This window comes from uncultured Streptomyces sp., from assembly GCF_947488945.1.
Lineage (GTDB): Bacteria > Actinomycetota > Actinomycetes > Streptomycetales > Streptomycetaceae > Streptomyces.
The window spans coordinates 151,548-176,366 of record NZ_CANLBS010000015.1; the positions used below are offsets into that span (position 1 = coordinate 151,548).

Sequence of the window (24,819 nt, forward strand, 5' to 3'; positions counted from 1 at the left end):
GAGCGGGGGCGGGTCAGCCGCCGGTCGGCCGCTTCTTCCGGACGGCGCCCCCGGCTGTCCGTGATGCGGAGCACGTCGCCCAGGCACAACGCTCAGCCGAGGCGTACCGAACCCTGCCGTAGTTCGTCCGCGTCGGGGAGCAGGCCAGTGATCCGATTCCATATCTCCTTGGCCTCCACCCTGACGAGTCGGAAGGCGCTCGTGGGAACGAGCCGTTCCTCGGGCACGGGCTCGGCGGGGAGTTCTCGCAGCCAGAGGCCGAGGGGACCGCAGTCCCAGACGGCGAACCCCCGTGTCTCCACACCCTCCCGCCCACCGATGCGTGTCCGCCAGGCAGCCGTCAGCCGCCAGCTCGAACGGAGTTCGCCGACGAGGTCGGTGACGAGCGTCAGCGCGGGCTCGGTGAGGTCGCCGCCCCGGGCCAGGGCCCCGTGTATCGCGTCGCGCTCCGCCTGAGCGGTCCGCACGACGGGCGGCTCGCCCTCCAGGACGGCGAGCCCGGCCTCGGCGGTGCCGAGGGTCGTCTCGACCACGGACAGGGCTGTCTCCCGAGGGGGCGAGGACCGCTGGAGGTTCACCATGTCCGCGAGTTTCCAGACCAGCATCTTCGGCTCCACCAGGGAGTATTCCGCCTCCGCCGTACCGGGCCAGGCCTCGTGCGCGACGACGTGCTCTTCGCCCACCAGCATCCCGTGGTGCAGTCTGCCCTGACGGCCAGCGGCTTCGAGCGACACGATCACCCCCGGGGTGAGGACCGTCTTCATCAGCGGCAGCAGCGAGGGGGACAACTTCGCGTCCTCATCGATCAGACCGCACTCCAGCAGCTCCCCGTGGGCGGTGGCGAACTCGTCCGGCGCCTTTGCCCCCGCCGCCAGTTCGGACAGCACGATCACGTGCTCGTCGGACAGTCGGAAACGGGACCGGGTCATGTCGAACGAAGGCATACTCACTCACTCACTCGTGCCTCAGGCCTGAGAATCGGCCCAGAAATTGAAAATCCTCGAGAAACCCGCCCGCACGGCACCGCGACGGGTCAGCACGGACCGGTCGACGCCTGCGAAGAGGACCGCGATGGTCACGTCGGCGGGCAGCACCCTGCCCTGCGCCTGCACGGCCATCCTCCGGCTGCTTCCCAGGCCCGACTGCCGCACGGTGACAACGGCCCCGGGGTCCTCGGAGTCGCCCTGCCGGGACACCTCGTACGCCCGACGGTTGATCGCCTTGAGCCGGTACACGTCGCCCAGATACACCATGCGCAGGGAGCGTCCTCCATGCGTCGGCGCCCACCGGTTCCGGCTCATCCGCACGAGTCCACCCCCCACGCGAAGCGTGGCGCGGTTGAGTGTCGGCATGGAGAGAACGTCCGTGTGGACGCCCCGTGTCTCGAACGTGGCAGAAGGAATCACGCTCCCGGTCACCTCCGTGACGACCAGGTTCGGCACGTCCTTTCCCGCCGGGTACACCACGTGGATGTCGCCGAGCTCGGGGGAGACGCCCCGCCAGCCGAACTTGGTGGCGCCGACGGGCTGCTTCTCCTTCCAGTACGCGAGCGCGAACGGGCTGATCGTCGTGTGCATGCAGTTCCTCGCTGTTCGGACGAACCGGCCGTGCGGGCGGGTCCGGGGTCGGACGTCGTTCGGTACCACTAGTCGAACGGATTGAGCGCACTGCCGAGTTTCTTCGCTCCGTCGGCTATGCCGTCCCCCACGTCCGAGGCCTTGTCCCCGATCCAGTCCCCCGCCTTGTCGATCCCTTCGCCGATCGCCTCGTGGTTGTCCCAGATCAGGCAGCCGGCGTACACCACACCGGTGCCGATCGCGAGACCCGCGGTGACCGGGTTGGGGGCCACGGTCAACGCGGTCATGGATGCGCTGAACGCCGTTCCGCTGAGGTCCGAAGCGAATTTCGAAGGGTTGGCCTTGATCATGTCGGCGTCGTAGGTGGCCAGGTTGGCCACCCCGTACGCGGTCGCGGCGACACCGCCCGCGACGCCGAGACCGCGCATCCAACCGGCCGCCTTCGCCGCGTTCGCGAGGCCGCCGTTCTGGGCGACCTTCAGCAGGTTCGCCTCGGCCGCGGACGGCATGACGAATGCGCCGTTGCGCATGAATCCGCCGAACATGGCCGCCTCGTCGGACCCGGTGACGGCGTTCACCAGGCCGGTGGGCAGTTTGCCCAGCAGGCTACCGGGGGCGGCTCCGGCCATCCGGTTGTTGATGAAGGTGGAGAGGAAGGTGCCTGGCGCCGTCACGTCCTTGCCGGTCTTCAGGTACTTGAAGAGCTTCCACGAACTCCCCAGCGTCCCGCCGAGGGCCGTGGAGAACGCAGCGGCGGTGACGGTGCCCTTCTGGACTCCGGCGAACAGCTCCGCCAGTCTCTTGCTGCCGGTCACCTTCTCCACGCCCTCCTTCTGGAGGCGCTGCAGGTAGTCGTCCAGGGTCTCGCCGTCGCGCATCGCCAGCGAAGCCAGCTCCATGCGCTCCTGCTTCTGCTGCTCGTCCGCTTTCGCGACCTTGCCGGCAGCGCCGTTGAAGCCGCCCGTCGTGCCGTCGTTCTTGCCGCCGCCCTCGTCCTTGACCACGGATTCGAGGTCCTTGCGCACGTCCGCGTCCGCGTCGTCGACGGCCTTCACACAGGACTTGATGTAGTCGGCCCAAGACTGTTCGCTCTCCCGGACGCTCCGCGCGTAGTCCGGGTCGTGCCGCAGCGCATTGCGCTCGCTCTCGGTGGCGCGCTCGTAGTCGAAAGCGACGTTGCCCTGTTCGGAGACCCTCATGCCCGCCTTGACGGCGTCGGCACGCGCGGTCTCCAGTTGCTTCTTGAGATCGACGAACTGCGTGTACGCGTTGCGCAGCAGGGTCGCCGTCGCCTTCGCCTGCGTCTGGGCGGCTTGGTATTCGTAGCGGGTGGCGGCGAAGTTCAGCGCCGCCGCGTTCGCGCTGTCGCCCAGCCAGCTGTCGCCGAGCGTGATCTTCTGGACGCTGTCCCGGTACCGCTTCTCGACCTTGGCGAACTCGTCCGCCATGGAGGCCCACTGGTCGGCCGCGGTGGAGAGCGGCCCGAAGTCGGCCGACATGACGTCCGGATAAGTCAGCATGCTCTCTTCTCCCGGGTCACCGCGGAGTCAGCGGCGGGCAGTATCGGGGTCACTGGTAGCTGTCGAACACCGACGGGGCGGAAATGTTCTTGATCCGGTCGTGACGACCGACATCGGTTCCCGACAGGATCGTCACAGTGCTCCGGAGACCGTCGCGCTCCCTGCCCAGGCGTGCCATCAGCGTCTTGACCTGCCCCTGCCAGGTGGTCTGCGTCTTCTTCAGCGCTGCCGCGGTCGCCCACCCGGAGAGAGCCGCCGCGGCATTGCCATTGGCCTCGTCGGCGTGCCTTCCCGCCTTCCCGGTACTGGTCAGCAGCTCGTTCTCTATGGTGTTCGCGGCAGCCGACTTCTCGGCCGGCGTCGAGGCGAGCTTCGGCACACCGGACCCGGCGGAGGGACCCTCTTCGGGGACCCGGTTGAGTTGCATGCCCGTGGATGCGCGTTCCGCCGCCCCGGCCCGCACGTGCGCCCACTCCTCGTCGAAACCCATCGATCCACCGACCCCCGTTGCTCGATCACGGCCTTGCGTCGCCCAGCACCGCTCACCGTATGGTGCCGTACTGACGACGCGGCAGGCCTTCGGCCGGTTCCCGCCGGCCGGACGGGCGGGGCCGGCCGGAACCGGCCGTGACCCGGGCGGGCCGTGTTTCCCCCGGTGACGGCCGGGCCGTCACCGGCAGCCGGTACCCTGGCCGCCTCACCGGGGGGCCGACGGGCCCGCCGACGTTCCCAGGGGGACCCGACCCATGCTCAGGGCCTTGATCTATCTGCTGCCGCTGGCGCTGACGATCTACGCGTTCATCGACTGCCTCAACACGCCCGAGGACGAGGCGAAGCATCTGCCGAAGCTGGCCTGGGTCTTCATCATCCTGCTGTTCTGGATCGTCGGGCCGATCGTCTGGTTCGCGGCCGGCAAGACGCGCCACGTGCCCGCCGGGGGCCGTACGCCCTCCGAGTGGCACCGCAACCACCGCACCCAGTGGGTGGCTCCGGACGACAATCCGGAGTTCCTGAAGACGCTCCGGGACGACAACAAGAAGGACGAGTCGGTCCTGAAGGACTGGGAGGCGGACCTGCGCCGCCGCGAGGAGGAGCTGAAGCGGCGCGAGGACGGGGACGCGACCCCGCCGACCGCTTCCTGACGCACCGCGCCCGCCCGCGACCCGCCCGCGCCGCGCCCCGGTGACCTCATCCAGGTCGCCGGGGCGCGGCGCGTCGTGCGGTCGTGCGTGCGGCCGGGTCAGGGCGCCAGCAGCGCCCCCAGCCGGTGCAGGAGGGGAAGCAGGGCGGTGCGTTCCTCGGGGGTGAGGGCCTCCAGGGCGCCGTGCACCACCCGCATCTCGTCGCGGATGCGGTGGGCCAGGGCGGTGCCCTCGGGGGTGCGGGCGGCGACCTTGGAGCGGCGGTCCTCCGGGGACGGGGTGCGGGTGACCAGGCCCCGGGCCTCCATGCGGCCGATCAGGCCGGTGGCGTTGGAGGCGTCGCACACCAGGTGCTGGGCCAGGGCGCTCATCGGCATCGGCTCGGTGAGCGCGATCAGGGCGCGCGCCTGGGCGCTGCTGAGGCTGTGCCGGCCGGCCACGGCGGTGAGGTCGTCGTAGTGGCCGCGGACGACGACGGCCAGCGGTTCCAGCAGTTCGTCCGGGGTGGGGACGGGGCGCCGCCCCGGCTCCTGGGCCATGACCGGTCATCCTTCGATCGGGGAACACGCACCGACTTACTTGACGTGCTCAAGTTTTGGTAGTTCCATGAACAGTGTTGCTTGAGCATATCAAGCTTTGGTCGGCGCGCGGGCCCCGGAACCAGGCCCGCCGCGGCCCCGGAGACGGGCGCCGTGACGCCGGCCGGCCCCCCGCACCCGCAGTCCCGTACGGAGCACGCATGCCCACCCAGTCCCCCGTCGAGTCCCCGGCCGACCTCGTCGCCCGCCTCCGCGCCACCTTCCGCACCGGTCGCACCAAGGACCTCGACTGGCGGACCGGCCAGCTCACCCGCCTGCGCGCGCTGCTCACCGAGCACGGCGACGAGCTCGCCGAGGCGCTCCACGCCGACCTCGGCAAGAGCCGCACCGAGTCCTACCGCACCGAGATCGACTTCACGATCCGCGAGATCGACCACACCCTGGAGCACCTCGCCGACTGGCTGCGCCCCGAACCCGCCCCCGTGCCTGCCCAGCTGGCCGCCGCCGGGGCCACCGCGCACACCGTGCTGGACCCCCTCGGCGTCGTCCTCGTCATCGCGCCCTGGAACTACCCGGCGCAACTGCTGCTCGCTCCCGTCGTCGGCGCGCTGGCCTCCGGCAACTGCGTGGTCGCCAAGCCCAGCGAACTGGCCGCGGCGACCTCCGCCGCCGTCGCCCGGCTGCTCCCGCGCTACCTCGACACCGACGCGGTCGCCGTCGTCGAGGGGGCGGTCCCGGAGACCACGGCGCTGCTGGAGCAGCGCTTCGACCACATCTTCTACACCGGCAACGGCACGGTCGGCCGGATCGTGATGGCCGCCGCCGCCCGCCACCTCACCCCCGTGACGCTCGAACTCGGCGGCAAGTCCCCGGCCTTCGTGGACCGGGACACCGACCTGAAGACGGTCGCGGCCCGGCTGGCGTCCGGCAAGTTCCTGAACGCCGGCCAGACCTGCGTCGCCCCCGACTACGTGCTGACCGACCCGGAGACCGGCGCCGCCCTCGCGGACGCGCTCGCCGGGGCCGTCGAGTCGCTGTTCGGCTCGGACCCGGCCACCCACGCCGAGTACGGCCGGATCGTCAACGAGCGCCACTTCGACCGGCTGGTGGGGCTGCTCGACTCGGGCCGCACCGTCACCGGCGGCGTCCACGACCGTGAGACCCGGTACATCGCGCCGACCGTGCTCGCGGACGTCTCCCCCGACTCCCCGGTGATGGGCGAGGAGATCTTCGGGCCGATCCTGCCGATCGTGACCGTCGACGGCCTGGACGCGGCGATCGACTTCGTCAACGACCGCGACAAGCCGCTGGCGCTCTACGCCTTCACCGGCTCGGACGCCGTGCGCGACCGGCTGCTGGCCGAGACCTCGTCCGGCGGCGTCGGCCTCGGCCTGCCGCTGGCCCACCTCACCGTCTCCGACCTGCCGTTCGGCGGCGTCGGCGAGAGCGGCATGGGCAGCTACCACGGCCCGTACTCGATCGAAACGTTCAGCCACCGCAAGGCGGTCCTGGACACCCCGCTCGGCTGACCCCGGCCCCTGCGGCGCCACGGACAGGGCCCCGCCTCCGGCACGCGTACGTACCGGAGGCGGGGCCCCGTCGTGCGGTCGGACGCCCGCGGGTCAGACGCCGGCGTAGGAGTGCTTGCCGGTGATGAAGATGTTGACGCCGTAGTAGTTGAACAGCCAGCAGCCGAAGGCGATCAGCGCCAGGTAGGCGGCCTTGCGGCCCTTCCAGCCGGCCGTCGCGCGGGCGTGCAGGTAGCAGGCGTACGCGACCCAGGTGATGAAGGACCAGGTCTCCTTCGGGTCCCAGCCCCAGTACCGGCCCCAGGCGTCGCCCGCCCAGATGGCGCCCGCGATGATCGTGAACGTCCACAGCGGGAAGACCGCCGCGTTGATCCGGTACGAGAACTTGTCGAGCGACGCCGCGGACGGCAGCCGGTCCAGGACCGAGCGCGCGAACTTCCCGGGCGTGCCGCCCTGGGCGATCTTGTTCTCGTAGCTGTCGCGGAAGAGGTAGAGCAGCGTGCCGACCGCACCGAGGTAGAACACCGCGCCGCAGATGATCGCGGTGGAGACGTGGATCCACAGCCAGTAGGAGTGGAGCGCCGGGACGAGCTGGTCGCTGTCGGTGTAGAGCGTGGTGGTGGCGACGCCGAGGTCCAGCAGGACCGTGGTCACCAGGGCCAGGCCCATCCAGCGGACGTTCTTCCCGAGCGCCAGCAGCACCAGGAACGCGCCGACCGCGACGGTGGAGAAGGTGATCGAGAACTCGTACATGTTGGCCCACGGAGCACGCTCCACGGACATCGCGCGGGCGATCACCCCGCAGGCTTCGACCAGGAACCCGACGACCGTCAGCGAGATCGCGATCCGGCCCCACATGTCGCCCCGGTACGTGCCGCCGGACGCGCCGGGGCCGTCCGGGACGTCACGGGTGCCGGCCGCGGACCGGGTGACGATCGTGGGACCGCCCAGCACCACCGGCCCGGCCGCCGCGGCGGTCCCTTCGCCGGACAGGGCGGCGGCGGTGCGGCCCACCTTGCTGCGGCTGCCGAACACCCACTCGGCGATGTACGCGAAGAAGGCCAGGGTGTAGACGGCCATCGACGAATAGATCAGCACATTGCTGGTGTGCGCGAGGTTCTCGTTGGTAGCGGCGGCGAGATTCACTTCTCAGCCCCTTCGGCAGATGCTGCGGCAGGTACGTCGGGACCGGGATCGGTCGCGGTCGGATCGTGGTCGAGGACGCCGGGCGCCCGGTCGTACAGGGCGGTGGCCAGGGCGGACAGTTCCTCGGGCAGCTTCGCGGACTCGCTGCGGCCGAGGCCCGCCATCTCCACGACGGTCACCCCGTCCGTGCCGCGCACCGCCCGCACCCAGACGCGGCGGCGCTGGATGAAGAGCGAGCCGGCGAGGCCCGCGATGGCGGCGACGGCCCCGGTGAGCGCCCAGCCGCTGGCGGGCTGCTTGGAGATCTGGAAGCTGGCCCACTCCTCGACGCCCTCGAAGGTGACCGAGCCGGCGCCGTCCGGGAGGTTCATCGTGTCGCCGACGGCCAGCCGCTGCTTCAGGTCGTTGCCGTCGGCGTCCTTGAACGGCTTCAGCTTCGTGGTGTCGAGCTGGTAGACGTTCTGCGGCAGGCCCGAGTCGACGCCCAGGCTGCCGTGCAGCGCGTTGAGCGCGAGGACCGGATTGTCGGGGGCGGGGAACTGGGACAGCATCGTGCCGTTGCCCGCGCCGGCGAAGGTCGGTACGAAGAACGCCTGGAAGCCGAGCTGGTCGCGCTCGCCGTCCTTGTCGCGGTAGCCGTCCATCACCTTGATCGCACCGGTGGACGTGATGTTGGCGTCCCTCGGCAGCAGCGGCACGGCGCCCTTGAAGATCTGCTTGCCGCTCCCGTCCTTCACGGTCACGACCGGGGCGTACCCGTGGGAGATGACGTACACCTTGGTGCCGTCGACCTCCAGCGGGTCGTTGACCGTGATGACGTCCTTCTTCTCCTCGCCGTCCGCGCCCCGGGCGTAGGTGACGTGCGCCTCGAAGGTGCGCGCGGTGCCGCGCTGCGGGCCGGTCCGCTCGTACGTGGAGACGAACTTGTCGAGGGTGAAGCTGAACGGTTCGAGCTCGTCGGTGTCGTACAGCGAGCCCGACCTGAAGTCGTCGTACTGCGGAAGCGTGTTGGAGAAGCCGTCGCCCTCGACGATCAGCTTGCCGCCCTCGGACTTGAAGAGCTGCCCGGCGGCGAAGGCCACCAGCATCACGATGAGCGCGACGTGGAAGATCAGGTTCCCGGCCTCGCGGAGGTAGCCCTTCTCGGCCGCGACCGCCGACCCGGTGACGTGCGAGCGGAAACGGCGGCGGCGCAGGAGCGACAGCGCCGCCCCGTGCACCTCCTCCGGCGTGGCCCCGGTCCGCCAGGTCGTGTACGCGGGCAGCCGGTCCAGCCGCTTCGGCGCGCCCGGCGGCCGGCCGCGGAGCTGGCCGACGAACTGCAGGGTGCGCGGCACGATGCAGCCGATGAGGGAGACGAACAGCAGGATGTAGATCGCGGAGAACCACACCGAGCTGTACACGTCGAAGAGCTGGAGCTTCTCGTAGATCGGCGTGACCGTGGTGTGGGCGGCCTTGAAGGTCTGCACCTTCAGCTCGTCCGCGCCGGTCTGCGGGATCAGCGAGCCGGGGATGGCGCCGAGCGAGAGCAGGAACAGCAGGATCAGCGCGACCCGCATCGAGGTGAGCTGCCGCCAGAACCAGCGGACCCAGCCGACGACCCCCATCGCGGGGACACCGCCCGTCTCCGTCGCGGCGTCGGGGCGCTCCTCGCGCGGGGCGGTGGAGAGCCGGGCCCCGGCGGCCCCGAGTTCACCGTCCCGCTCCTCCTCCGCCGCCCGAGCCGCGGCGCGCCCGTCGGTGCTGTTCAACTTGCTCATGGACTCAGATCCCCACAGTGAAACCGTTGGACCACACCTGCAGGTCCTGCATGAGCGTGGCCCACAGGCCCGTCAGCAGCAGGACGCCGGTCGCGATCATCATGACGCCCCCGATGCGCATCACCCACGCGTAGTGGCGCTTCACCCAGCCGAAGGCGCCGAGCGCCCTGCGGAAGGCGACCGCGGCGAGGACGAAGGGGACACCGAGTCCCAGACAGTACGCGACGGTCAGTATCGCCCCGCGCCCGGCCGTCCCCTGGTCGATGGCCAGCATGCTCACCGAGGTCAGCGTCGGACCCAGGCAGGGCGTCCAGCCGATGCCGAACAGGGCGCCCAGCAGCGGCGCGCCCGCGAGGCCGGTCACCGGCCGCTTGTGGATACGGAACTCGCGCTGGGTCATCCACGGCATCAGCCCCATGAAGAAGATCCCCATGAGGACCATCAGCACGCCGAGGATCTTGTTCATCACCTCGCTGTGTTCCTGGAGGTGCTGGCCGAAGTAGCCGAACAGGGCGCCGCCGGAGACGAAGACGGCGGTGAAGCCGAGCACGAAGAGAGAGGCGCCGGCGACGACCCGGCCGCGCCGCGCCGCGGCGAGGTCGGTGCCGCTGACCCCGGTGACGTAGCTCAGGTAGCCGGGGACCAGCGGCAGCACGCACGGCGAGAAGAAGGAGACGAGCCCGCCGAGCAGGGCGATGGGCAGGGCGACCAGCAGGGCGCCGCTGAGCACCGTCTCGTTGTAGCCGGTGGCCGCTGCGAGGGTGAACACCTGGAGATCACTTCTCCGCGATCAGCGGGTCGATCATCGTGTGCAGCTTCTCCGCGTCGAGCGCCTGGAGGGTGCGGGCGGCGATCTTCCCGTTCCGGTCGAGGACGATCGTGGAGGGGATGGCCTGCGGGTTCAGCGTGCCCTGCGGGAAACGGAGCAGGAGCTTGCCGATCGGGTCGTAGAAGCTGGGGTAGGTGATGTCCCAGTCCTTCTCGAAGGCGACGGCGGCGTCCTTCTGGACGTCCCGCGTGTTGATCCCGATGAACTGGACGCCGTCGTCGGCGGTCTCCCGCGAGACCTTGGCGAAGTGCTTGGCCTCCGCGCGGCACGGGCCGCACCAGGAGCCCCAGACGTTGAGGACGACGACCTTGCCCCGGTAGTCGGCGACGTCGAGCGGTTCGCCGTCCAGGGTGGTGCCGGTGAGCTTCGGTGCCGCGGGGCGCTCCGACGCGGCCACGGTGGAGATGCCGGCGCTGCCGGTGACGAAGTGGGTGTCACCACCGCCACCGGTCTTGTTGTCGTCCGCCCCGCACGCGGACAGCGTCAGCGCGCCGGTCACGGCGACGGCGGTGGCGGCGAGCAGGGTGGAGCGGCGTCGGGGTACGCGGCCATGGCTCATGTGAAAAGTTTCGCATGGCAGTTCCGGCGATCTCGGGCACCCCCCTCGGTGCCCGTAAAGCCCCTTGTCAGGCCCGTTTAAAGAAGGTGTTCCAGCCACCCGCGGGCGCCTCGCCGACCCCCAGTGTACGGAGCTTGGCGAGAACCGCCGGGTCCTGCACGTCGAGCCAGTCGACGAACTGCCGGAAGGAGACGAGGCGCACATCCGCTTCTCCGGCGACGCGCTTCAACACGTCCGCCACGGCGTCCATGTAGATGCCGCCGTTCCACTCCTCGAAGTGGTTTCCGACGTAGAACGGCGCGCGATTCGTCTCGTACGCCCGGCGGAATCCGGAGAGATACGCCTCGGTGGCCTGGTGGCGCCAGCCCGGAAAACGCGCGGGCATTCCGTTGGTGGAGTTGTTCGACTGGTTGGCGAGGATGTTGTAGTCCATGGAGAGGACTTCGAAGGAATGGCCGGGGAACGGCATGCCCTGGAGCGGGAGGTCCCAGACGCCCTGCTTCTTGTCCGGCCACACCTGGAGGCCGCCGGGCGAGCTGGCGTCGTAGCGCCAGCCGAGCTTGGCGGCGGTGGGCAGCAGGTTCTCCTGGCCGAGGAGGCACGGGGTGCGGCCCCCGACGAGTTCCCTGCGGTAGTCGAACGGGAGCGGTTCGGCGTTTTCCCAGCCGGTGTTGGTCCGCCATTCCGTGACGAAGGAGATCGCCTGGTTGATCTCGCTGTGCCACTGCGCGGGGGTCCAGTTCGCCACGGAACCCGAACCGCCGCAGAAATGGCCGTTGAAATGCGTGCCGATCTCGTGCCCGTCGCGCCACGCCTCACCGACGTGGCGCAGCGTCTCCTTGACGTGGGCGTCGGTGAGATAGCCGATGTCGGAGGCGCCGCGCGGGTTGTTCGGAGGACGGTAGAGGGATTTCTTCGACTCGGGCAGCAGATAGATCCCGGAGAGGAAGAAGGTCATTTTCGCGTCGTGTTCCCGGGCAAGTTCGAGAAAGCGCGGGAACAGTCCGTTGCCGACCTCGCCGGCGCCGTCCCAGGAAAAGACCACGAACTGCGGGGGGCGCTGCCCGGGTTCGAGGGGAACGGGCGCGGAGGGCTGTCCCGGCTGCTTCCCCGTGTCGGCCGTGGATCCGTCGCCGATCAGCCGTACGCCGCTCGCCCCCGATCCGGCGCCCTCCTTGCCGCCGCCGCCGTGCGGGGCGTCCCCGGCGCCCCGGTGCGGCTCGGGACCCGTGTGCCTCTCGCCCCCGGAGGTGCCGCAGCCGGCCATTCCCAGCGCCGCCGCCGCGCCCAGTCCCGCTCCCAGCAGCCCCCTTCGGTCGATGTCAGGCATTCCGTCCCCATCCGCAGTCGCTTTTGTCTCCGAGTCATACAAACTGGCTATCGATGAGAGGGCGGAAGCAACACGGTGGTTCCACTGACAATCACACTTTTCCATACCCGTCCGGACCCCCGCAGGACCCGCACAGGACCGGGGCAACCGGAAAACGGAAAGGCGCGTCCGGCCCCCCGCAGGAGTCCGGACGCGCCCTCGTCTCCCCGCCGCGGGGAGACGGCGCCTACGCGCCGAAAGCCTTCGACTTCCCCTTCACCGGCTTGGCGCCCGCCAGCAGGTGGGCCGGCACCAGGTCCCGCGCCGGCTCGCTGTAGCCCACCGAAACGATCTTGTCGCCCTGGTACGTGAACGTGGTCAGCGAGGCGAGCGTGCACTGCCGCTTGCGCGGGTCGTGCCACAGCCGGCGCCGCTCCACGAAGCTCCGCACGATCCAGATCGGCAGCTGGTGGCTGACGCACACCGCCTCGTGGCCCCGCGCCGCGTCCTTGGCGGCGTCCAGCGCGCTCATCATCCGCACGACCTGCTCGACGTACGGCTCGCCCCAGGACGGCTTGAACGGGTTGGTCAGGTGCTTCCAGTTCTCCGGCCTGCGCAGCGCGCCGTCGCCCACACCGAAGGTCTTGCCCTCGAAGACGTTGGTGGCTTCGAGCAGCCGCTCGTCCGTCACCAGGTCCAGCCCGTGCGACTTCGCCACCGGGGCGGCGGTCTCCTGGGCCCGCTCCAGCGGGGAGGCGACGACATGCGTGACGTCGCGCTTCTCCAGGTGCTCGGCGACCCGGTCGGCCATCTGCCGGCCCAGCTCGGACAGGTGGTACCCGTCCCGGCGCCCGTAGAGGACGCCGTCCGGGTTGTGCACCTCGCCGTGGCGCATCAGGTGGACGACGGTGATGTCGTCGCGGGATCCGGTCGGACTCATGCGGTGGCCTCCGATGCGGCTCGGGCTGCGGCGGGCAGGGCGGCGGCGACGCGCTCGATCGCGCGCGCGTCGTGGGCGGTGGAGACGAACCAGGACTCGTACGCGGACGGCGGCAGGTAGACGCCCTGCGCCAGCATCGAGTGGAAGAACGCGGTGAAGCGGAAAGCTTCCTGCTTCTTCGCGCCCTCGTAGTCGCGCACCGGCTCGTCGGTGAAGAACACGGAGAACATGTTGCTCGCGGCGGACACCGTGTGCGCGACGCCCTCCTTGGAGAGCGCCTCGCCCACCAGGCCGCGCAGCTCGGCGGAGACCGCGTCGATCTTCGCGTACGCCGCGTCGTCCAGCAGCCGCAGCTGCGCCAGCCCGGCCGCGGTGGCGACCGGGTTCCCGGACAGCGTGCCCGCCTGGTAGACCGGGCCGGCCGGGGCCAGGTGCGCCATCACGTCGGCACGGCCGCCGAAGGCCGCGGCCGGGAAGCCGCCGCCCATGACCTTGCCGAACGTCATCAGGTCCGGGCGGACCCCGTCGACGCCGTACCAGCCGGCCTTCGACGTGCGGAAGCCCGTCATGACCTCGTCGGAGATGTAGAGCGCGCCGTCGGCCGCGCAGATCTCCTTCAGCCCCGCGTTGAAGCCCTCCACCGGCGGGACGACGCCCATGTTGCCCGGCGACGCCTCGGTGATCACACAGGCGATCTCGCCCGGAGCGGCGGCGAACGCGGCGCGCACGGCGTCCAGGTCGTTGTACGGCAGCACGATGGTGTCGCCGGCCTGCGCGCCCGTCACACCGGGCGTGTCGGGCAGCCCGAACGTGGCCACCCCCGACCCGGCGGCGGCCAGCAGCGCGTCCACGTGCCCGTGGTAGCAGCCGGCGAACTTCACGACCTTGGCCCGGCCGGTGAAGCCGCGCGCCAGCCGGATCGCCGACATCGTCGCCTCGGTGCCGGAGGACACCAGCCGCACCTGCTCGACGGGCTCGATCCGGGCCACGATCTCCTCGGCGAGCGCCACCTCGCCCTCGCCCGGCGTGCCGAAGGAGGTGCCGCGGGCGACCGCGTCCTGCACCGCGGCGATGACCTCGGGGTGCGAGTGGCCGAGGATCATCGGACCCCACGAGCAGACGAGGTCGACGTACTCACGGCCGTCGGCGTCCGTCAGGTACGGACCGGACCCGGACACCATGAACCGGGGCGTACCGCCCACGGCCCGGAAGGCACGCACGGGAGAGTTCACACCGCCAGGCGTCACGACGGACGCACGGTCGAAGAGCGACTGCGAAACGGGGGCTTCGTATGAATACGCCACTTTGGTCCTGATCTGCGGTTCGGGGGGTCGGGAGGCCGGTCCGGACATCTCGGCCACCGGCGAGCAAGGCGCACACGCTCCTCGCGTCACGAAAGGGCCTCGGCCTTCTCGCGTCTGCGAAACTGGGGCGTCATTAGGGAAAGCTCACACATGCCATGGTGTCAGAGCCGCGGACGGTCTTGCGGGCAGGTGTTTCGCCGCAGCCCCGCGGGGGAGGTCACTGACACGATGATCGGGTTGCGCGGCGGGGGTCGTGTCTCCTATGAAGTAGTCGGGTGGATGAGATATGCATCGCGGTGGCGGAGTGGGCGAAGGGACCGACGACCTGGGGCCCGAGCCTGCCCGGCGTGGGCGGCACCGGCGCGAGGCTGAGCGCGTACAGGGCAAGGGCAGACCGGCGGACAGCCCCGGCGGGCCCGGAGGCAGGAGCAGTGGCCGCGTGGGGGTGACCTACAAGTACTTCGGCGCGCCCGACGGGGCCACGGCCGCGCGGGTGCCCATCTCGATGCGCCCGGAGGAGCTCGGCGGGGACGAGCTCGGCATGGGCGGCATGTTCACCAAGATCAAGCCGGAGACGGTGGCCGCGATGGTCCTCACCGGCATACAGGGCATGCCCCTGCACCAAGTCCCACCGCTCGAACTGGTCGTCCTCCACCCGGACTACGCCGTGGTCAAGCTCCCCATGACGGTCGTCGACCCGCTGCGCGGCGTCGGCGAGGAGACCGTCGGCGCGGCGGCCTTCATATGGTCGACCGTCCCGGACCGCGGCGGCCCGCGCGACGCCTTCAACGTCTACCAACTCCTGCACGAGTGGCAGGACTTCTCCCACCGCCTGCACGACGCGGGACACCAGGCCTACTGCCTGGTGTGGCCGTAGCCCACCGCGGGACGGCCGACCGGGACGGTTCGTCCGTACGGCCGCGGCGGACGGCTCCTACGAGGGCGCGTCGGGTACGCGGGCGGCTGCTGCGGGTACGCGGGCGGCTGCTGCGGAGCCGCGGAGGGTATGCGGGCGTGCGAGTAGGCGGACGCCTGCGCGGCCGTGGCGGGAAGCGCCGGGGGCGGGGCGGTACGGCGACCGGGGAGCCGCCCCAGCAGGGGACACGTCCTCGCCAAGGTGTCCGGGGAGCATGCGTTCGCCGGTTCGATCCGGCCAGTGAATGGCCGAAGAATGATCTCCAGCCGGGCGGTCGAACATGCCGAGGAAAAGGGCACCCGCCGAAGGAGGTCCCGTGGGCGACGCTCTGCTGACCCTGTCCGTGCCGGCCCTGCTGTGCGCGAGCGGCCTGTACGCCGCCTTCGCCTGCCGGTGGAGCCGCCGCCGGCCCGCCCCGCCGTCCCCGTACACCCGCCGGGCCCTGCTGCTGGCCGAGCGCGACGCACTCGCCCGCGCCGAGGGCATCGTCGAGGACGCCCACGCGACGCTCGGCCCCCTCTACGACCTCCCCGGCCGCCCGCCGCCCGCCCGCACCGCGCCGCACGGGGCCTCCGGCGGCCCGGCCGACCGCCGGCAACCCGACCCGGCCCCCGGCGCCGCCCCGCGCACCTGACACGACCGCACCTGACACGACCGCCTGGGCCGCGACAGAGCGCGGCGGGGCGGAACGCGGTGGGGCGGAACGCGGTGGGGCGGAACGCGGTGGGGCGGAACGCGGTGGGACGAGACGGGCCGGGGGCGTGGGCGACCGTGAGGGCAAGGCGGGCCGTGGGGCAAGGCGGGGAGCCGGATGGGGACGGCGGCGGGCCGGGACATGACGGGCCGGGGGCGGGGGCCTACGATCGCGGCATGTCCGGACCCCGACGCGACACCCGCGGCATCGTGGACCCCGCCGGTCTCCTCACCCGCGTACGCTTCCGGCGCCACGAGCCCGCTCCCGCGCTGCGGCCCTACCTGGAGCACTACTGGTTCATCGACTGGGACCTCCCGGCCCCCTGGCGCTCCCGGGTCGTCCCGCACCCCTCGGTCAATCTCGTCTTCCAGCGCTACGGCACCGGGGACGCGGCCGCCCGCGGCGACTTCGCCGAGGTCGCCGGGGTCGGCACCGGCCTGGACGTGCGGACCCTGGAGGGCACCGGCCGGGTCTGCGGCGTGCAGTTCCGCCCCGGCGCGTTCCGGCCGTTCGCCCCCGGCCACCCGGTCTCCGACTGGACCGGCCGCAACGTCCCCGCCCGCCAGGTGTTCCGGGTCCCGGACCCCGCCCGCCCGCACCCCTCGGACGTCCTCGGGCCCGACGACGACCCCGCCCGCGTCGCCGCGCTCGACGCCTTCCTGCTCGCCCTCGGCCCCCGGCCCGACCCCCGCGCCGACCACGCCACCGCCCTCGCCGCGCTCGTCCGCGCCGACCGCTCGGTGCGCCGGGTCGACCGGCTGGCCCGGACCGGGGGGATGTCGGTGCGCTCGCTCCAGCGCCTGTTCGCCGCGTACGTCGGGGTCGGCCCCAAGTGGGTCGTCCTGCGCCACCGCCTGCACGAAGCACTGGAACGGGCCGGCCGGGACGCGGCGGAGGTGGACTGGGCCCGGCTGGCCGCCGAACTCGGCTACAGCGACCAGCCCCACCTCGTACGGGACTTCACCGCGACCCTCGGCGTACCGCCCACCGCCCTCGCCCCCTGAGCGCCCCGCGGCCGGGGCCCCGCCGCGACCGTCCCGTTGTCGGACCCCCGGTCTAAGGTCGTCGGTATGACTGACCCCAACGGCCCGGCCACCCCGGCGAGGGTGCGGATCGAGCCCTGGTCGCCGGGCGACCTGGACCTGCTCCGCCGGGCCAACGCGCCCGAACTCATGGAACACCTGGGCGGCCCCGAGACCGAGGACCAACTCCTGGTCCGGCACGCCCGGTACGTCGGTCTCAGCGCCGAACACGCGGGCCGGGGCCGGATGTTCCGCGTGGTCGTCGCCGAAAGCGGCCAGACCGCGGGCATCATCGGCTACTGGGAGCAGGACTGGGTCGACCAGCGTGTCTACGAGACGGGGTGGACGGTCCTCCCCGGCTTCCACGGCCGGGGAATCGCCTCCGCCGCCGCCCGCGCGGTCGCGGAGCGGGCAGGAGCGGAACGCCGCCACCGCTACCTGCACGCCTTCCCCTCGGTGGACAACGGCCCCTCCAACGCGGTCTGCCGCAAGGCCGGTTTCACCCTCCTCGGACCGTGCGACCTGGAGTACCCGCCCGGCCGCCCGATGCGCGCCAACGACTGGCGCCTCGACCTCCTGGGCGGGACGCCCGGCGCGGGCGGGGCGGCCGGCTGAAGCGGGCGCGGCTGGCGCGGGCGGCACGGGCGGGGCGGCCGGCTGAAGCGGGCGCGGCGAAGTCGGCCGGGGTCGCACCGGAGCGCGGCGGGGCACGCCCGTGCCCCGGGGCGCGATTCCCTGGTCGGACGCCCCGCGCGGTGACATGCTGACCGGGTGGAACGCCCGGAGATCACCCTCGAAGTAGCACCCGGACTACGGCTGTTCGTCGCCCACGACCGCCGGCCCGGACGTTCGGTCGTCCGCACCGACGGGGTCTCGACCCTCGGCCACGTCGTGGAGTCGCTGGGCGTCCCGCTGACCGAGGTCGGCAGCCTGCTCGTGGACGGCGCCCCGGTGCCGGCCGCCCACGTCCCCGGCGCGGGCGAACACGTCGAGGTGCGGGCGGTGGAACGCCCGCAACGGGTCCCGGGCGCCCCGCTGCGCTTCCTCCTGGACGTCCACCTCGGCACCCTCGCCCGCCGGCTGCGCCTCCTCGGCGTCGACGCCTGGTACGAGAGCGAGGACCTCGGGGACCCCGCCCTGGCCGCGCTCTCCGCGAGCGAGCGCCGGGTGCTGCTCTCCCGCGACCGGGGGCTGCTGCGCCGGCGCGAGATCTGGGCGGGCGGCTACGTCTACAGCGACCGGCCCGAGGAGCAGCTCCGCGACGTGCTGGGCCGCTTCGCGCCGGTCCTGCGGCCCTGGACGCGCTGCACCGCCTGCAACGGCGTCCTCGTGGACGCCGACAAGGACGCGGTCGCCGACCGGCTCCGGCACGGCACCCAGCAGGCGTACGACGTGTTCGCCCGCTGCACCGCGTGCGACCGGGTCTACTGGCGCGGCGCACACCACGGCCATCTGGAGAAGGTCGTCACCGACGCGGTCCGCGAGTTCGGCGGGTAGCACCGCACCCCGAGCGCCGACCCCCGGCTCGGCGCACATCCCGTGCGCTCCCCCGCGCTCCCCGGTCGCCACCGGCCCGACCGAGCGCGCGTCCGGCTGCCTATCCTGGGCCCGTACCGATCAGCTGTCCGAGGAGTTCGTCATGGCCGCCACCCCCATCGCCGTCGTCACCGGAGCGAGCAGCGGTATCGGTGCCGCCACCGCCCGGCAGCTCGCCGCCGCGGGCTACCGGGTCGTGCTCACCGCCCGCCGCAAGGACCGCATCGAGGCGCTGGCGGAGGAGATCAACGCGGCCGGGCACCAGGCGACCGCCTACCCGCTCGACGTGACCGACCGGGCCGCGGTCGACGAGTTCGCCACCGCGTTCCGCTCGCTCGCCGTCCTGGTCAACAACGCCGGCGGGGCGCTCGGCGCCGACCCGGTGGCCACCGGGTCGCCCGACGACTGGCGGCAGATGTACGAGATCAACGTCATCGGGACCCTCCACATCACCCAGGCCCTGCTGCCGGCCCTCACCGCGAGCGGCGACGGCACCGTCGTGGTCGTGTCCTCCACCGCCGGACACGGCACCTACGAGGGCGGCGCGGGCTACGTGGCCGCCAAGCACGGTGAGCACGTCCTCGCCGAGACCCTCCGGCTGGAGATCGTCGGCACCCCGGTGCGCGTCATCGAGATCGCGCCCGGCATGGTCAAGACGGACGAGTTCGCCGCCAACCGCTTCCGCGGCGACGCGGAGAAGGCCGCCAAGGTCTACGCGGGCGTCGACGCCCCGCTCACCGCCGACGACGTCGCCGACACCATCACCTGGGCCGTCACCCGCCCCAGCCACGTCAACGTCGACCTGCTGGTCCTGCGCCCCCGCGCCCAGGCCTCCAACACCAAGGTCCACCGCACCCTGTGACGCGCGGGGACGGCGGGGACGGCGTCCGGGGACCACTCGTTCAGGCTGCTTACCGCGCCGAAAACGCGGCACGGAGGCCAGGCCCCTGCCGACCGACTGCCCGGCCGACGACTCCTGAGCCACTGGCGGGTCCACCCGAGGGCGGACCCGCCCGCGTCATCCCTTCACGCAGACGATCTGCTTGATCTTCGCGACCACTTCGACCAGGTCCCGCTGCTGCTCGATGACCCGCTCGATCGGCTTGTACGCGGCGGGGATCTCGTCCACGACCCCCGAGTCCTTGCGGCACTCCACCCCGCGCGTCTGGTCCTCCAGGTCCTGTGCGGTGTAACGCCGCTTGGCCGCGTTGCGGCTCATCCGACGGCCGGCGCCGTGCGAGGCCGAGTTGAACGACTTCGCGTTGCCCAGCCCCTTCACGATGTAGGAGCCGGTACCCATGGAGCCGGGGATGATCCCGAACTCCCCGGACCCGGCCCGGATCGCACCCTTGCGCGTGACCAGCAGGTCCATCCCGTCGTACCGCTCCTCCGCCACGTAGTTGTGATGGCAGGAGATGACCGGGTCGAAGGTCACGCGCGCCTTCTTGAACTCCTTGCGCACGACGTCCTGGAGCAGCCCCATCATGATCGCGCGGTTGAACTTCGCGTACTCCTGCGCCCAGAAGAGGTCGTTCCGGTACGCCGCCATCTGCGGGGTGTCCGCGACGAAGACCGCAAGGTCCCGGTCGATCAGATCCTGGTTGTGCGGCAGCTTCTGCGCCTCGCCGATGTGGTGGTCGGCGAGCTCGTTGCCGATGTTCCGCGAACCGGAGTGCAGCATGAGCCAGACTGAGCCTGACTCATCAAGACAGACTTCGATGAAGTGATTTCCCCCGCCGAGCGTTCCCATCTGCCTTATGGCGCGCTGCTGACGGAATTTGACCGTTTCCGCGATCCCGTCGAACCGGTCCCAGAAGCCGTCCCACCCGGAGGCGGTGAAGTCGGGCAGCGCGCCGGGGTCGGGCATGTCGTCGTGCATGCCGCGGCCGACGGGGATGGCCTGCTCGATCCGGGAGCGCAGCCGGGAGAGGTCGCCGGGCAGGTCGTTGGCGGTCAGCGAGGTCTTGACGGCGGACATTCCGCAGCCGATGTCCACGCCCACCGCCGCCGGGCAGACGGCGCCGTGCATCGCGATCACGGAACCGACCGTCGCGCCCTTGCCGAAGTGGACGTCCGGCATGACGGCGAGCCCCTTGATCCAGGGCAGGGTGGAGACGTTGCGGAGCTGCTGCATCGCCACGTCCTCCACCGTTGCGGGGTCCGCCCACATCCGGATGGGAACCTGCGCGCCCGGCATCTCTACGTACGACATAACCCCTCGTTTCCCCCGAAAAGATTGAAAACGCAATACCGGTGCCAAGGTCGGCAAAGCAGTCGGCCGACCGGCGTCCACAGCTGCGCGTGCGATACACATTGTGTCCATCGGCCGCCGACGCGCGGCAACTTGTTTTCTCGTACCGAAGGGAGCCTGGGAACCCGTGCGACACATGGCGTACGCACCCGGCGTCGCGCTTCTGGCAGCGCTCGTCGTCGGCTGCAGTTCCGGATCGGGCACCGACGAATCCGCCGACGACGACAAGGCGGGCGGCCCCACGGTGGTGGCCGCGCCCGGCAGGTACCGGACGCTGCCTGAGGCGTGCAGTTCGGTGCCGGCCGCCACGCTCAGGGCCCTGCTCCCGGACGACACCGCGCGCACCGAGGACCAGCGCGAGTCGCTGTACGAGGGCACCGCGTCGGTCACCTTCGACACCGACCGCAAGGCCGGGTGCCGCTGGAAGGCCGAGGCGGACGACGCCTCACGGAGCCTGACGGTCGACTTCGAACGGGTGGTTTCCTACGACCCGGCCGTGAGCGACGACAGCCGCGCCGACCTGGTCTACGAGAAGGCGGCGGAGGCGGCCGGTCTCGCTCCGGCCGCCCCGGACGCGGACGCCACCGGAGAAGCCGACGCGTCCCCGAGCGGCACCGCGTCCCCGACCGGCACCGGCTCCCCGAGCGACGCGGGCTCCGGCGCGGGGACGGGCGACGGTCCCGCCGCCCAGGGTTCCGCGACACCGGCCGGCACCCCGTCGCCCACCCCCACCACCGGCGGCTCCACCCCGGCGGACGACGCGGCACAGACACTCCCGCCGCGTCGGCTCACCGGCCTGGCCAATGAGGCATTCACGAGTGATGTCCTGGAAAGTTCCGGTTCGACCGCCCAGCACCGCACGGTGAGCGTGGTGTTCCGCACATCCAACGTGGTGGTGACCATCCGGTACGCCGAGCAGCCGAGGCTCACCGATGAGGTGCCCGACAGCACGGAACTCCAGGAAAAGGCACAGGCCCTGGCCCGGACGCTGGCCGACCGGCTGAGCGAGTAGGACCGTCCGGAGGCTTCCGGCGAGCTCTCGCGCGCGGGAGCCGGGGGCGGGCGCGGGGGCGGCGTCCGGGGGCGGTCCGTCGTACCGTGGCTCTCCGGAACACGGCCCGTCACCCGCACGGAACCGTGTTCCGGGCGCCCGGGGGCCGGGTTTCCGGCCCGCGGCCGCCCTGAACCGTCCGTACACCGCACGTCCGAGACCGTCGTGCCGCCCGAGTGAAGGAACCATGCACCGATCCGCTCCGCGCCTGTCCCGCATACTCGTCTGCGCCGCCGTCCCGGTGATGCTCGCCGCCGCAGGCTGCTCGTCGGACTCCGACGGCGACAAGGCCGCGAGCTCCGCGTCCGCCTCGGCATCTCCCTCCGCCTCGGCCAGCCCCACCGTGGAGCCGGCGAAGTTCGCCGGACTGCCGGACCCGTGTTCCGCCCTCGCGAAGAAGACGACGGCGTCGCTGGTTCCCTCGGCCAAGGACAAGACCGGCACGGCCGGCGAGTCCACCGATCTCGACACCCGCGCCGCGTGCTCCTGGAACGGCCTGAAGGACAACGGCGTCGACGGCTCGCAGTACCGCTGGCTCGACGTCGGCTTCTCCCGCTACGAGTCCGACCAGGCCCTCGGCAGCGGTGCGGACCGCGCGACCGAGGCGTTCACCAAGCAGGTGGCCAAGGAAGAGGCCGCCGAGGGCGCCCAGAAGGTGGCCACCGCGCCGGTCACCGGTGTCGGTGAGCAGGCGACGGCCGTCACCTACGACCTGAAGAAGACCGACGAGGACTTCAAGTACGCGACGGTCGTGGCCCGTACCGGCAACGTCCTGGTCACGCTCACCTACAACGGGGCCGGTTACGCGGGCGGGAAGACGCCCAAGGCCGAGGACATCCTGAAGGGTGCCCAGAAGGCCGCGAAGGAGGCCGTCGCGGCCGTCGACGCCGCCAACGGCTCCTCCGGGGGTTCGTCCTCGCCCAGCGCCACGTCGAGCGGTGCCGCGAAGAACGACGACGCGAAGAAGGCCGACGCGAAGAAGGGCGACGCCGTGAAGTCCAGCGCTTCGGCTAAGGCGACCGCGAAGTCCTGAGGCCCGCGCGTCCGGACGACCGCGGAGTCCTGAGGTCCGGGGGCGTCCGGGCGTCCGGACGCCCCCGGAGCGGTACGTCCGACGGCCGCCCGCCGCGGCCCGCCGGCTCCGCCCCGCGGCGGCCCCTTCGACGAGCCCGCCCTCCCTCCGGAGGGCGGGCTCTCCCGCTCCCGGCGCACCGGATCACGAACACATGTGCCAGGCTGTGCCCTCGCCGGGTGACGTTCGTCCGGCGCAGACGGATGGCGGGAGGGGAGCGCGGGTGGCCGCGATGCAGCTGACACGCACGCACCGGATACTCATCGGACTCGTCGTGGCCGGTGCGGTGTTGATCGCCGCGATCGGTTTCGCGGGCTCGTACGCCGCGGTGCGCGAGCTCGCGGAGGAGAAGGGGTTCGGGCAGTTCTCCCTGGTCTTCCCGATCGGCATCGACGCGGGTATCTGCGTACTCCTCGCGCTGGACCTGCTGTTGACGTGGATGCGCATACCGTTTCCGCTGCTGCGCCAGACGGCGTGGCTGCTGACGGCGGCGACGATCGCGTTCAACGGCGCGGCCGCGTGGCCGGACCCGCTGGGCACGGGCATGCACGCGGTGATCCCGATCCTCTTCGTGGTGGCGGTCGAGGCCGCCCGGCACGCGGTGGGCCGGATCGCCGACATCACGGCCGACAAGCACATGGAGGGCGTACGCCTGACGCGGTGGCTGCTGTCGCCGGTGCCGACGTTCAAGCTGTGGCGCCGCATGAAGCTGTGGGAGCTGCGCAGTTACGAGCAGGTCATCAAGCTCGAACAGGACCGGCTGATCTACCAGGCCCGTCTTCAGGCCCGGTTCGGCCGCAACTGGCGCCGCAAGGCCCCGATCGAGTCGCTGATGCCGCTGCGGCTCGCCAAGTACGGTGTGCCGCTCGCCGAGACGGCTCCGTCGGGTCTCGCGGCGGCGGGCATCGAGCCCGCGCTGCTGCCGCCGGAGGCGCGGCCCGGTACGGCGGCCGACGGTTCTCCGGAACTCGCCGCGGGGGACGGGACGCCCGAGCTGACCGCAGGGGCGCCGGTGCCGGCCCGGAAGCAGGTGGCGGAGCCCGCGCGGCCCGGCGACGGGGAGCGCGGGCCGGAGGGGGCGCAGGAGCACCCGCAGGGCGGTCCGGAGGACCCGGAGCAGCGTTACGAGGTGCCGGCCTCCTGGCAGCAGCGGCACCCGCAGGACCCGGCCCCGCCGTTCGAGCGGGGTGGGCAGGGCCCGTATCCGCAGGACCCGGCCCTCGTCGGCGCGCCGGGCGGGCAGGGCGCACCGGCGGGCCGGCCGGTGCAGGGTCCGTACACCGAGCAGCAGCACACCGAACTGCTGGCCCGGCAGGAGCACTTCGAGCAGCAGCGGCAGCGGTTCTTCCAGCAGCAGGCGCAGCAGGCCGCCGTGCAGGCGCAGGCGCAGCAGTACGCGGCGCAGGCACAGGCGCAGCAGTTCGCGGGGCCGGCGCAGCAGGCCGCCGTGCAGGCGCAGCAGTACGCCGGGCCGCAGGTGGGGCAGCAGCCTCAGCTCTTCGCCCAGGGGCCGGCGGCTCCGCAGGGTGGAACCGTGCAGGGCGGAACCGTGCAGGGCGGGGTTCCCGGCGGGGTCCAGGAGGCCGTGCAGGAGGGCACCAGCCCCTGGTTCGCCGCGCCGCAGGTGCTGCCGGTCGCGTACGGCGGCGGTTACGACCCCCACCAGGCCGAGGAAGCGGACCCGCACCAGGTGCGGGTGCCCTCGGGTCCCGGCGGGCGTACCCGTCCGCTCGGCCACGCGGGCGCGGCCGACGGGGCTCCGTCCCCGCGGCCGGGCGCCGAGGACGCCGCGCCCGCGGCCGGGCAGGAGCCCGCGCGTCCGGTGCGGGAGCAGCCGGCGCGGGACGAGGCCGCGGAGCCGGTGCCGGGCGACGAGGCGCAGGCGGCGGAGTGGGCCCGGCAGGACATGGCGTACGAGGCCGCCGCGTACGAGGAGTACCGGGCGCTGGCCCGGGACGGCGTGCCCAGCGTCGAGGTCCTGGACATACACATCCAGGACCGTCATGGCATCCACCACCCGCGCGGCACCGCGCTACTGCGGAAGCTGATGCCGGGGTTCAAGACCCGCCATCAGGCCGAGATGGCCGAGGACCACATCGCCTGAGCCGCCGGCCCTTCGTCGC

At 71.9% G+C, this 24,819-nt stretch carries 24 protein-coding genes; 11 read left to right on the forward strand and 13 right to left on the reverse strand.

Translation table 11 applies throughout. The features are described 5' to 3' along the window. Positions 1 to 92: 92 nt before the first annotated feature. From Q0994_RS22920 to Q0994_RS22935, 4 genes are all read right to left on the reverse strand, one after another. Positions 93 to 944, reverse strand: a complete 852-nt coding sequence (locus Q0994_RS22920; RefSeq protein ID WP_299537892.1) for a histidine kinase — start codon at positions 942 to 944, stop codon at positions 93 to 95. Positions 945 to 965: 21 nt separating this feature from the next. Further along, positions 966 to 1,577, reverse strand: a complete 612-nt coding sequence (locus Q0994_RS22925) for a hypothetical protein (protein WP_299537894.1) — start codon at positions 1,575 to 1,577, stop codon at positions 966 to 968. A 68-nt stretch (positions 1,578 to 1,645) separates the two neighbouring features. Continuing rightward, the gene (locus Q0994_RS22930) at positions 1,646 to 3,097 is read right to left on the reverse strand and encodes a hypothetical protein (protein ID WP_299537896.1); all 1,452 of its coding nucleotides are present in this window, start codon (positions 3,095 to 3,097) and stop codon (positions 1,646 to 1,648) included. 49 nt (positions 3,098 to 3,146) lie between these two features. After that, positions 3,147 to 3,587, reverse strand: a complete 441-nt coding sequence (locus Q0994_RS22935) for a hypothetical protein (protein WP_299537898.1) — start codon at positions 3,585 to 3,587, stop codon at positions 3,147 to 3,149. Between the two features lie 256 nt (positions 3,588 to 3,843). On the opposite strand from Q0994_RS22935, the gene Q0994_RS22940 reads away from it, so the two are divergent. After that, positions 3,844 to 4,239: a PLD nuclease N-terminal domain-containing protein gene (locus Q0994_RS22940; RefSeq protein WP_299537900.1), complete on the forward strand. Its 396-nt coding sequence runs from the start codon at positions 3,844 to 3,846 to the stop codon at positions 4,237 to 4,239. Between the two features lie 98 nt (positions 4,240 to 4,337). Here the strand turns inward: Q0994_RS22940 and Q0994_RS22945 are convergent, their stop codons facing one another. Then, the gene (locus Q0994_RS22945; protein ID WP_299537901.1) at positions 4,338 to 4,778 is read right to left on the reverse strand and encodes a MarR family winged helix-turn-helix transcriptional regulator; all 441 of its coding nucleotides are present in this window, start codon (positions 4,776 to 4,778) and stop codon (positions 4,338 to 4,340) included. A gap of 200 nt (positions 4,779 to 4,978) precedes the next feature. Here Q0994_RS22945 and Q0994_RS22950 point away from each other — a divergent pair, with 200 nt between their 5' ends. Beyond that, positions 4,979 to 6,307, forward strand: a complete 1,329-nt coding sequence (locus Q0994_RS22950) for an aldehyde dehydrogenase family protein (protein WP_299537903.1) — start codon at positions 4,979 to 4,981, stop codon at positions 6,305 to 6,307. A 93-nt stretch (positions 6,308 to 6,400) separates the two neighbouring features. Here the strand turns inward: Q0994_RS22950 and ccsB are convergent, their stop codons facing one another. The 7 genes from ccsB to hemL all read right to left on the reverse strand — a co-directional run bounded on the left by ccsB (position 6,401) and on the right by hemL (position 14,154). Continuing rightward, positions 6,401 to 7,453 (reverse strand): c-type cytochrome biogenesis protein CcsB, encoded by a 1,053-nt coding sequence (gene ccsB / locus Q0994_RS22955; protein WP_299537905.1) that lies wholly within the window; start codon positions 7,451 to 7,453, stop codon positions 6,401 to 6,403. After that, positions 7,450 to 9,213 carry a cytochrome c biogenesis protein ResB gene (locus tag Q0994_RS22960; protein ID WP_299537907.1) on the reverse strand — a complete coding sequence of 588 codons (1,764 nt, stop codon included), beginning with the start codon at positions 9,211 to 9,213 and terminating at the stop codon, positions 7,450 to 7,452. The genes ccsB and Q0994_RS22960 overlap by 4 nt, the downstream gene beginning before the upstream one ends. Before the next feature lie 4 nt (positions 9,214 to 9,217). Further along, positions 9,218 to 9,982 carry a cytochrome c biogenesis CcdA family protein gene (locus Q0994_RS22965; RefSeq protein ID WP_299537909.1) on the reverse strand — a complete coding sequence of 255 codons (765 nt, stop codon included), beginning with the start codon at positions 9,980 to 9,982 and terminating at the stop codon, positions 9,218 to 9,220. 7 nt (positions 9,983 to 9,989) lie between these two features. Next, positions 9,990 to 10,601: a TlpA disulfide reductase family protein gene (locus tag Q0994_RS22970; RefSeq protein WP_299537911.1), complete on the reverse strand. Its 612-nt coding sequence runs from the start codon at positions 10,599 to 10,601 to the stop codon at positions 9,990 to 9,992. A gap of 67 nt (positions 10,602 to 10,668) precedes the next feature. Then, entirely contained in the window at positions 10,669 to 11,931 is a 1,263-nt protein-coding gene (locus Q0994_RS22975) for a hypothetical protein (protein WP_299537912.1), read from the reverse strand. Between the two features lie 226 nt (positions 11,932 to 12,157). After that, positions 12,158 to 12,850 (reverse strand): histidine phosphatase family protein, encoded by a 693-nt coding sequence (locus Q0994_RS22980; protein ID WP_299537913.1) that lies wholly within the window; start codon positions 12,848 to 12,850, stop codon positions 12,158 to 12,160. Beyond that, positions 12,847 to 14,154 (reverse strand): glutamate-1-semialdehyde 2,1-aminomutase, encoded by a 1,308-nt coding sequence (gene hemL, locus Q0994_RS22985; RefSeq protein ID WP_299537914.1) that lies wholly within the window; start codon positions 14,152 to 14,154, stop codon positions 12,847 to 12,849. Before hemL ends, Q0994_RS22980 begins: the two co-directional genes overlap by 4 nt. Before the next feature lie 286 nt (positions 14,155 to 14,440). Here hemL and Q0994_RS22990 point away from each other — a divergent pair, with 286 nt between their 5' ends. The 6 genes from Q0994_RS22990 to Q0994_RS23015 all read left to right on the forward strand — a co-directional run bounded on the left by Q0994_RS22990 (position 14,441) and on the right by Q0994_RS23015 (position 19,184). Continuing rightward, on the forward strand, positions 14,441 to 15,031 hold the full coding sequence (locus tag Q0994_RS22990; RefSeq protein ID WP_299537915.1) for a hypothetical protein: 591 nt from the start codon (positions 14,441 to 14,443) through the stop codon (positions 15,029 to 15,031). A gap of 355 nt (positions 15,032 to 15,386) precedes the next feature. Continuing rightward, the gene (locus Q0994_RS22995; protein ID WP_299537917.1) at positions 15,387 to 15,704 is read left to right on the forward strand and encodes a hypothetical protein; all 318 of its coding nucleotides are present in this window, start codon (positions 15,387 to 15,389) and stop codon (positions 15,702 to 15,704) included. A 236-nt stretch (positions 15,705 to 15,940) separates the two neighbouring features. Next, positions 15,941 to 16,768: a helix-turn-helix domain-containing protein gene (locus tag Q0994_RS23000; RefSeq protein WP_299537918.1), complete on the forward strand. Its 828-nt coding sequence runs from the start codon at positions 15,941 to 15,943 to the stop codon at positions 16,766 to 16,768. 66 nt (positions 16,769 to 16,834) lie between these two features. Next, the gene (locus tag Q0994_RS23005; protein ID WP_299537920.1) at positions 16,835 to 17,401 is read left to right on the forward strand and encodes a GNAT family N-acetyltransferase; all 567 of its coding nucleotides are present in this window, start codon (positions 16,835 to 16,837) and stop codon (positions 17,399 to 17,401) included. Between the two features lie 156 nt (positions 17,402 to 17,557). Then, positions 17,558 to 18,283, forward strand: coding sequence for a Mut7-C RNAse domain-containing protein (locus tag Q0994_RS23010; RefSeq protein WP_299537922.1), 726 nt, complete (start codon positions 17,558 to 17,560; stop codon positions 18,281 to 18,283). Between the two features lie 142 nt (positions 18,284 to 18,425). Continuing rightward, a complete protein-coding gene (locus Q0994_RS23015; protein WP_299537924.1) occupies positions 18,426 to 19,184 on the forward strand; it encodes an SDR family NAD(P)-dependent oxidoreductase in 759 nt (252 codons plus the stop codon). A 156-nt stretch (positions 19,185 to 19,340) separates the two neighbouring features. Here Q0994_RS23015 and Q0994_RS23020 read toward each other — a convergent pair whose 3' ends face one another. After that, entirely contained in the window at positions 19,341 to 20,534 is a 1,194-nt protein-coding gene (locus Q0994_RS23020) for an RtcB family protein (RefSeq protein WP_299537926.1), read from the reverse strand. Positions 20,535 to 20,709: 175 nt separating this feature from the next. On the opposite strand from Q0994_RS23020, the gene Q0994_RS23025 reads away from it, so the two are divergent. From Q0994_RS23025 to Q0994_RS23035, 3 genes are all read left to right on the forward strand, one after another. Further along, positions 20,710 to 21,585 carry a DUF3558 domain-containing protein gene (locus tag Q0994_RS23025; RefSeq protein WP_299537927.1) on the forward strand — a complete coding sequence of 292 codons (876 nt, stop codon included), beginning with the start codon at positions 20,710 to 20,712 and terminating at the stop codon, positions 21,583 to 21,585. A 226-nt stretch (positions 21,586 to 21,811) separates the two neighbouring features. Continuing rightward, positions 21,812 to 22,657 carry a DUF3558 domain-containing protein gene (locus Q0994_RS23030; protein ID WP_299537928.1) on the forward strand — a complete coding sequence of 282 codons (846 nt, stop codon included), beginning with the start codon at positions 21,812 to 21,814 and terminating at the stop codon, positions 22,655 to 22,657. Between the two features lie 262 nt (positions 22,658 to 22,919). After that, positions 22,920 to 24,800, forward strand: a complete 1,881-nt coding sequence (locus tag Q0994_RS23035) for a DUF2637 domain-containing protein (RefSeq protein ID WP_299537929.1) — start codon at positions 22,920 to 22,922, stop codon at positions 24,798 to 24,800. The last annotated feature ends 19 nt before the right edge of the window (positions 24,801 to 24,819 follow it).

Bases quoted from the DNA above. Each gene is read 5' to 3' on its own strand.
- Q0994_RS23000 (WP_299537918.1), top strand. From the start codon at position 15,941: ATGTCCGGACCCCGACGCGACACCCGCGGCATCGTGGACCCCGCCGGT.
- Q0994_RS22990 (WP_299537915.1), top strand. From the start codon at position 14,441: ATGCATCGCGGTGGCGGAGTGGGCGAAGGGACCGACGACCTGGGGCCC.
- Q0994_RS22945 (WP_299537901.1), bottom strand. From the start codon at position 4,778: ATGGCCCAGGAGCCGGGGCGGCGCCCCGTCCCCACCCCGGACGAACTG.
- Q0994_RS23030 (WP_299537928.1), top strand. From the start codon at position 21,812: ATGCACCGATCCGCTCCGCGCCTGTCCCGCATACTCGTCTGCGCCGCC.
- Q0994_RS23015 (WP_299537924.1), top strand. From the start codon at position 18,426: ATGGCCGCCACCCCCATCGCCGTCGTCACCGGAGCGAGCAGCGGTATC.
- Q0994_RS22925 (WP_299537894.1), bottom strand. From the start codon at position 1,577: ATGCACACGACGATCAGCCCGTTCGCGCTCGCGTACTGGAAGGAGAAG.
- Q0994_RS22970 (WP_299537911.1), bottom strand. From the start codon at position 10,601: ATGAGCCATGGCCGCGTACCCCGACGCCGCTCCACCCTGCTCGCCGCC.
- Q0994_RS22920 (WP_299537892.1), bottom strand. From the start codon at position 944: ATGCCTTCGTTCGACATGACCCGGTCCCGTTTCCGACTGTCCGACGAG.
- Q0994_RS22940 (WP_299537900.1), top strand. From the start codon at position 3,844: ATGCTCAGGGCCTTGATCTATCTGCTGCCGCTGGCGCTGACGATCTAC.
- Q0994_RS23005 (WP_299537920.1), top strand. From the start codon at position 16,835: ATGACTGACCCCAACGGCCCGGCCACCCCGGCGAGGGTGCGGATCGAG.
- Q0994_RS22930 (WP_299537896.1), bottom strand. From the start codon at position 3,097: ATGCTGACTTATCCGGACGTCATGTCGGCCGACTTCGGGCCGCTCTCC.
- Q0994_RS23025 (WP_299537927.1), top strand. From the start codon at position 20,710: ATGGCGTACGCACCCGGCGTCGCGCTTCTGGCAGCGCTCGTCGTCGGC.
- Q0994_RS22950 (WP_299537903.1), top strand. From the start codon at position 4,979: ATGCCCACCCAGTCCCCCGTCGAGTCCCCGGCCGACCTCGTCGCCCGC.
- Q0994_RS22960 (WP_299537907.1), bottom strand. From the start codon at position 9,213: ATGAGCAAGTTGAACAGCACCGACGGGCGCGCCGCGGCTCGGGCGGCG.
- Q0994_RS23020 (WP_299537926.1), bottom strand. From the start codon at position 20,534: ATGTCGTACGTAGAGATGCCGGGCGCGCAGGTTCCCATCCGGATGTGG.
- Q0994_RS22975 (WP_299537912.1), bottom strand. From the start codon at position 11,931: ATGCCTGACATCGACCGAAGGGGGCTGCTGGGAGCGGGACTGGGCGCG.
- Q0994_RS22935 (WP_299537898.1), bottom strand. From the start codon at position 3,587: ATGGGTTTCGACGAGGAGTGGGCGCACGTGCGGGCCGGGGCGGCGGAA.
- Q0994_RS22980 (WP_299537913.1), bottom strand. From the start codon at position 12,850: ATGAGTCCGACCGGATCCCGCGACGACATCACCGTCGTCCACCTGATG.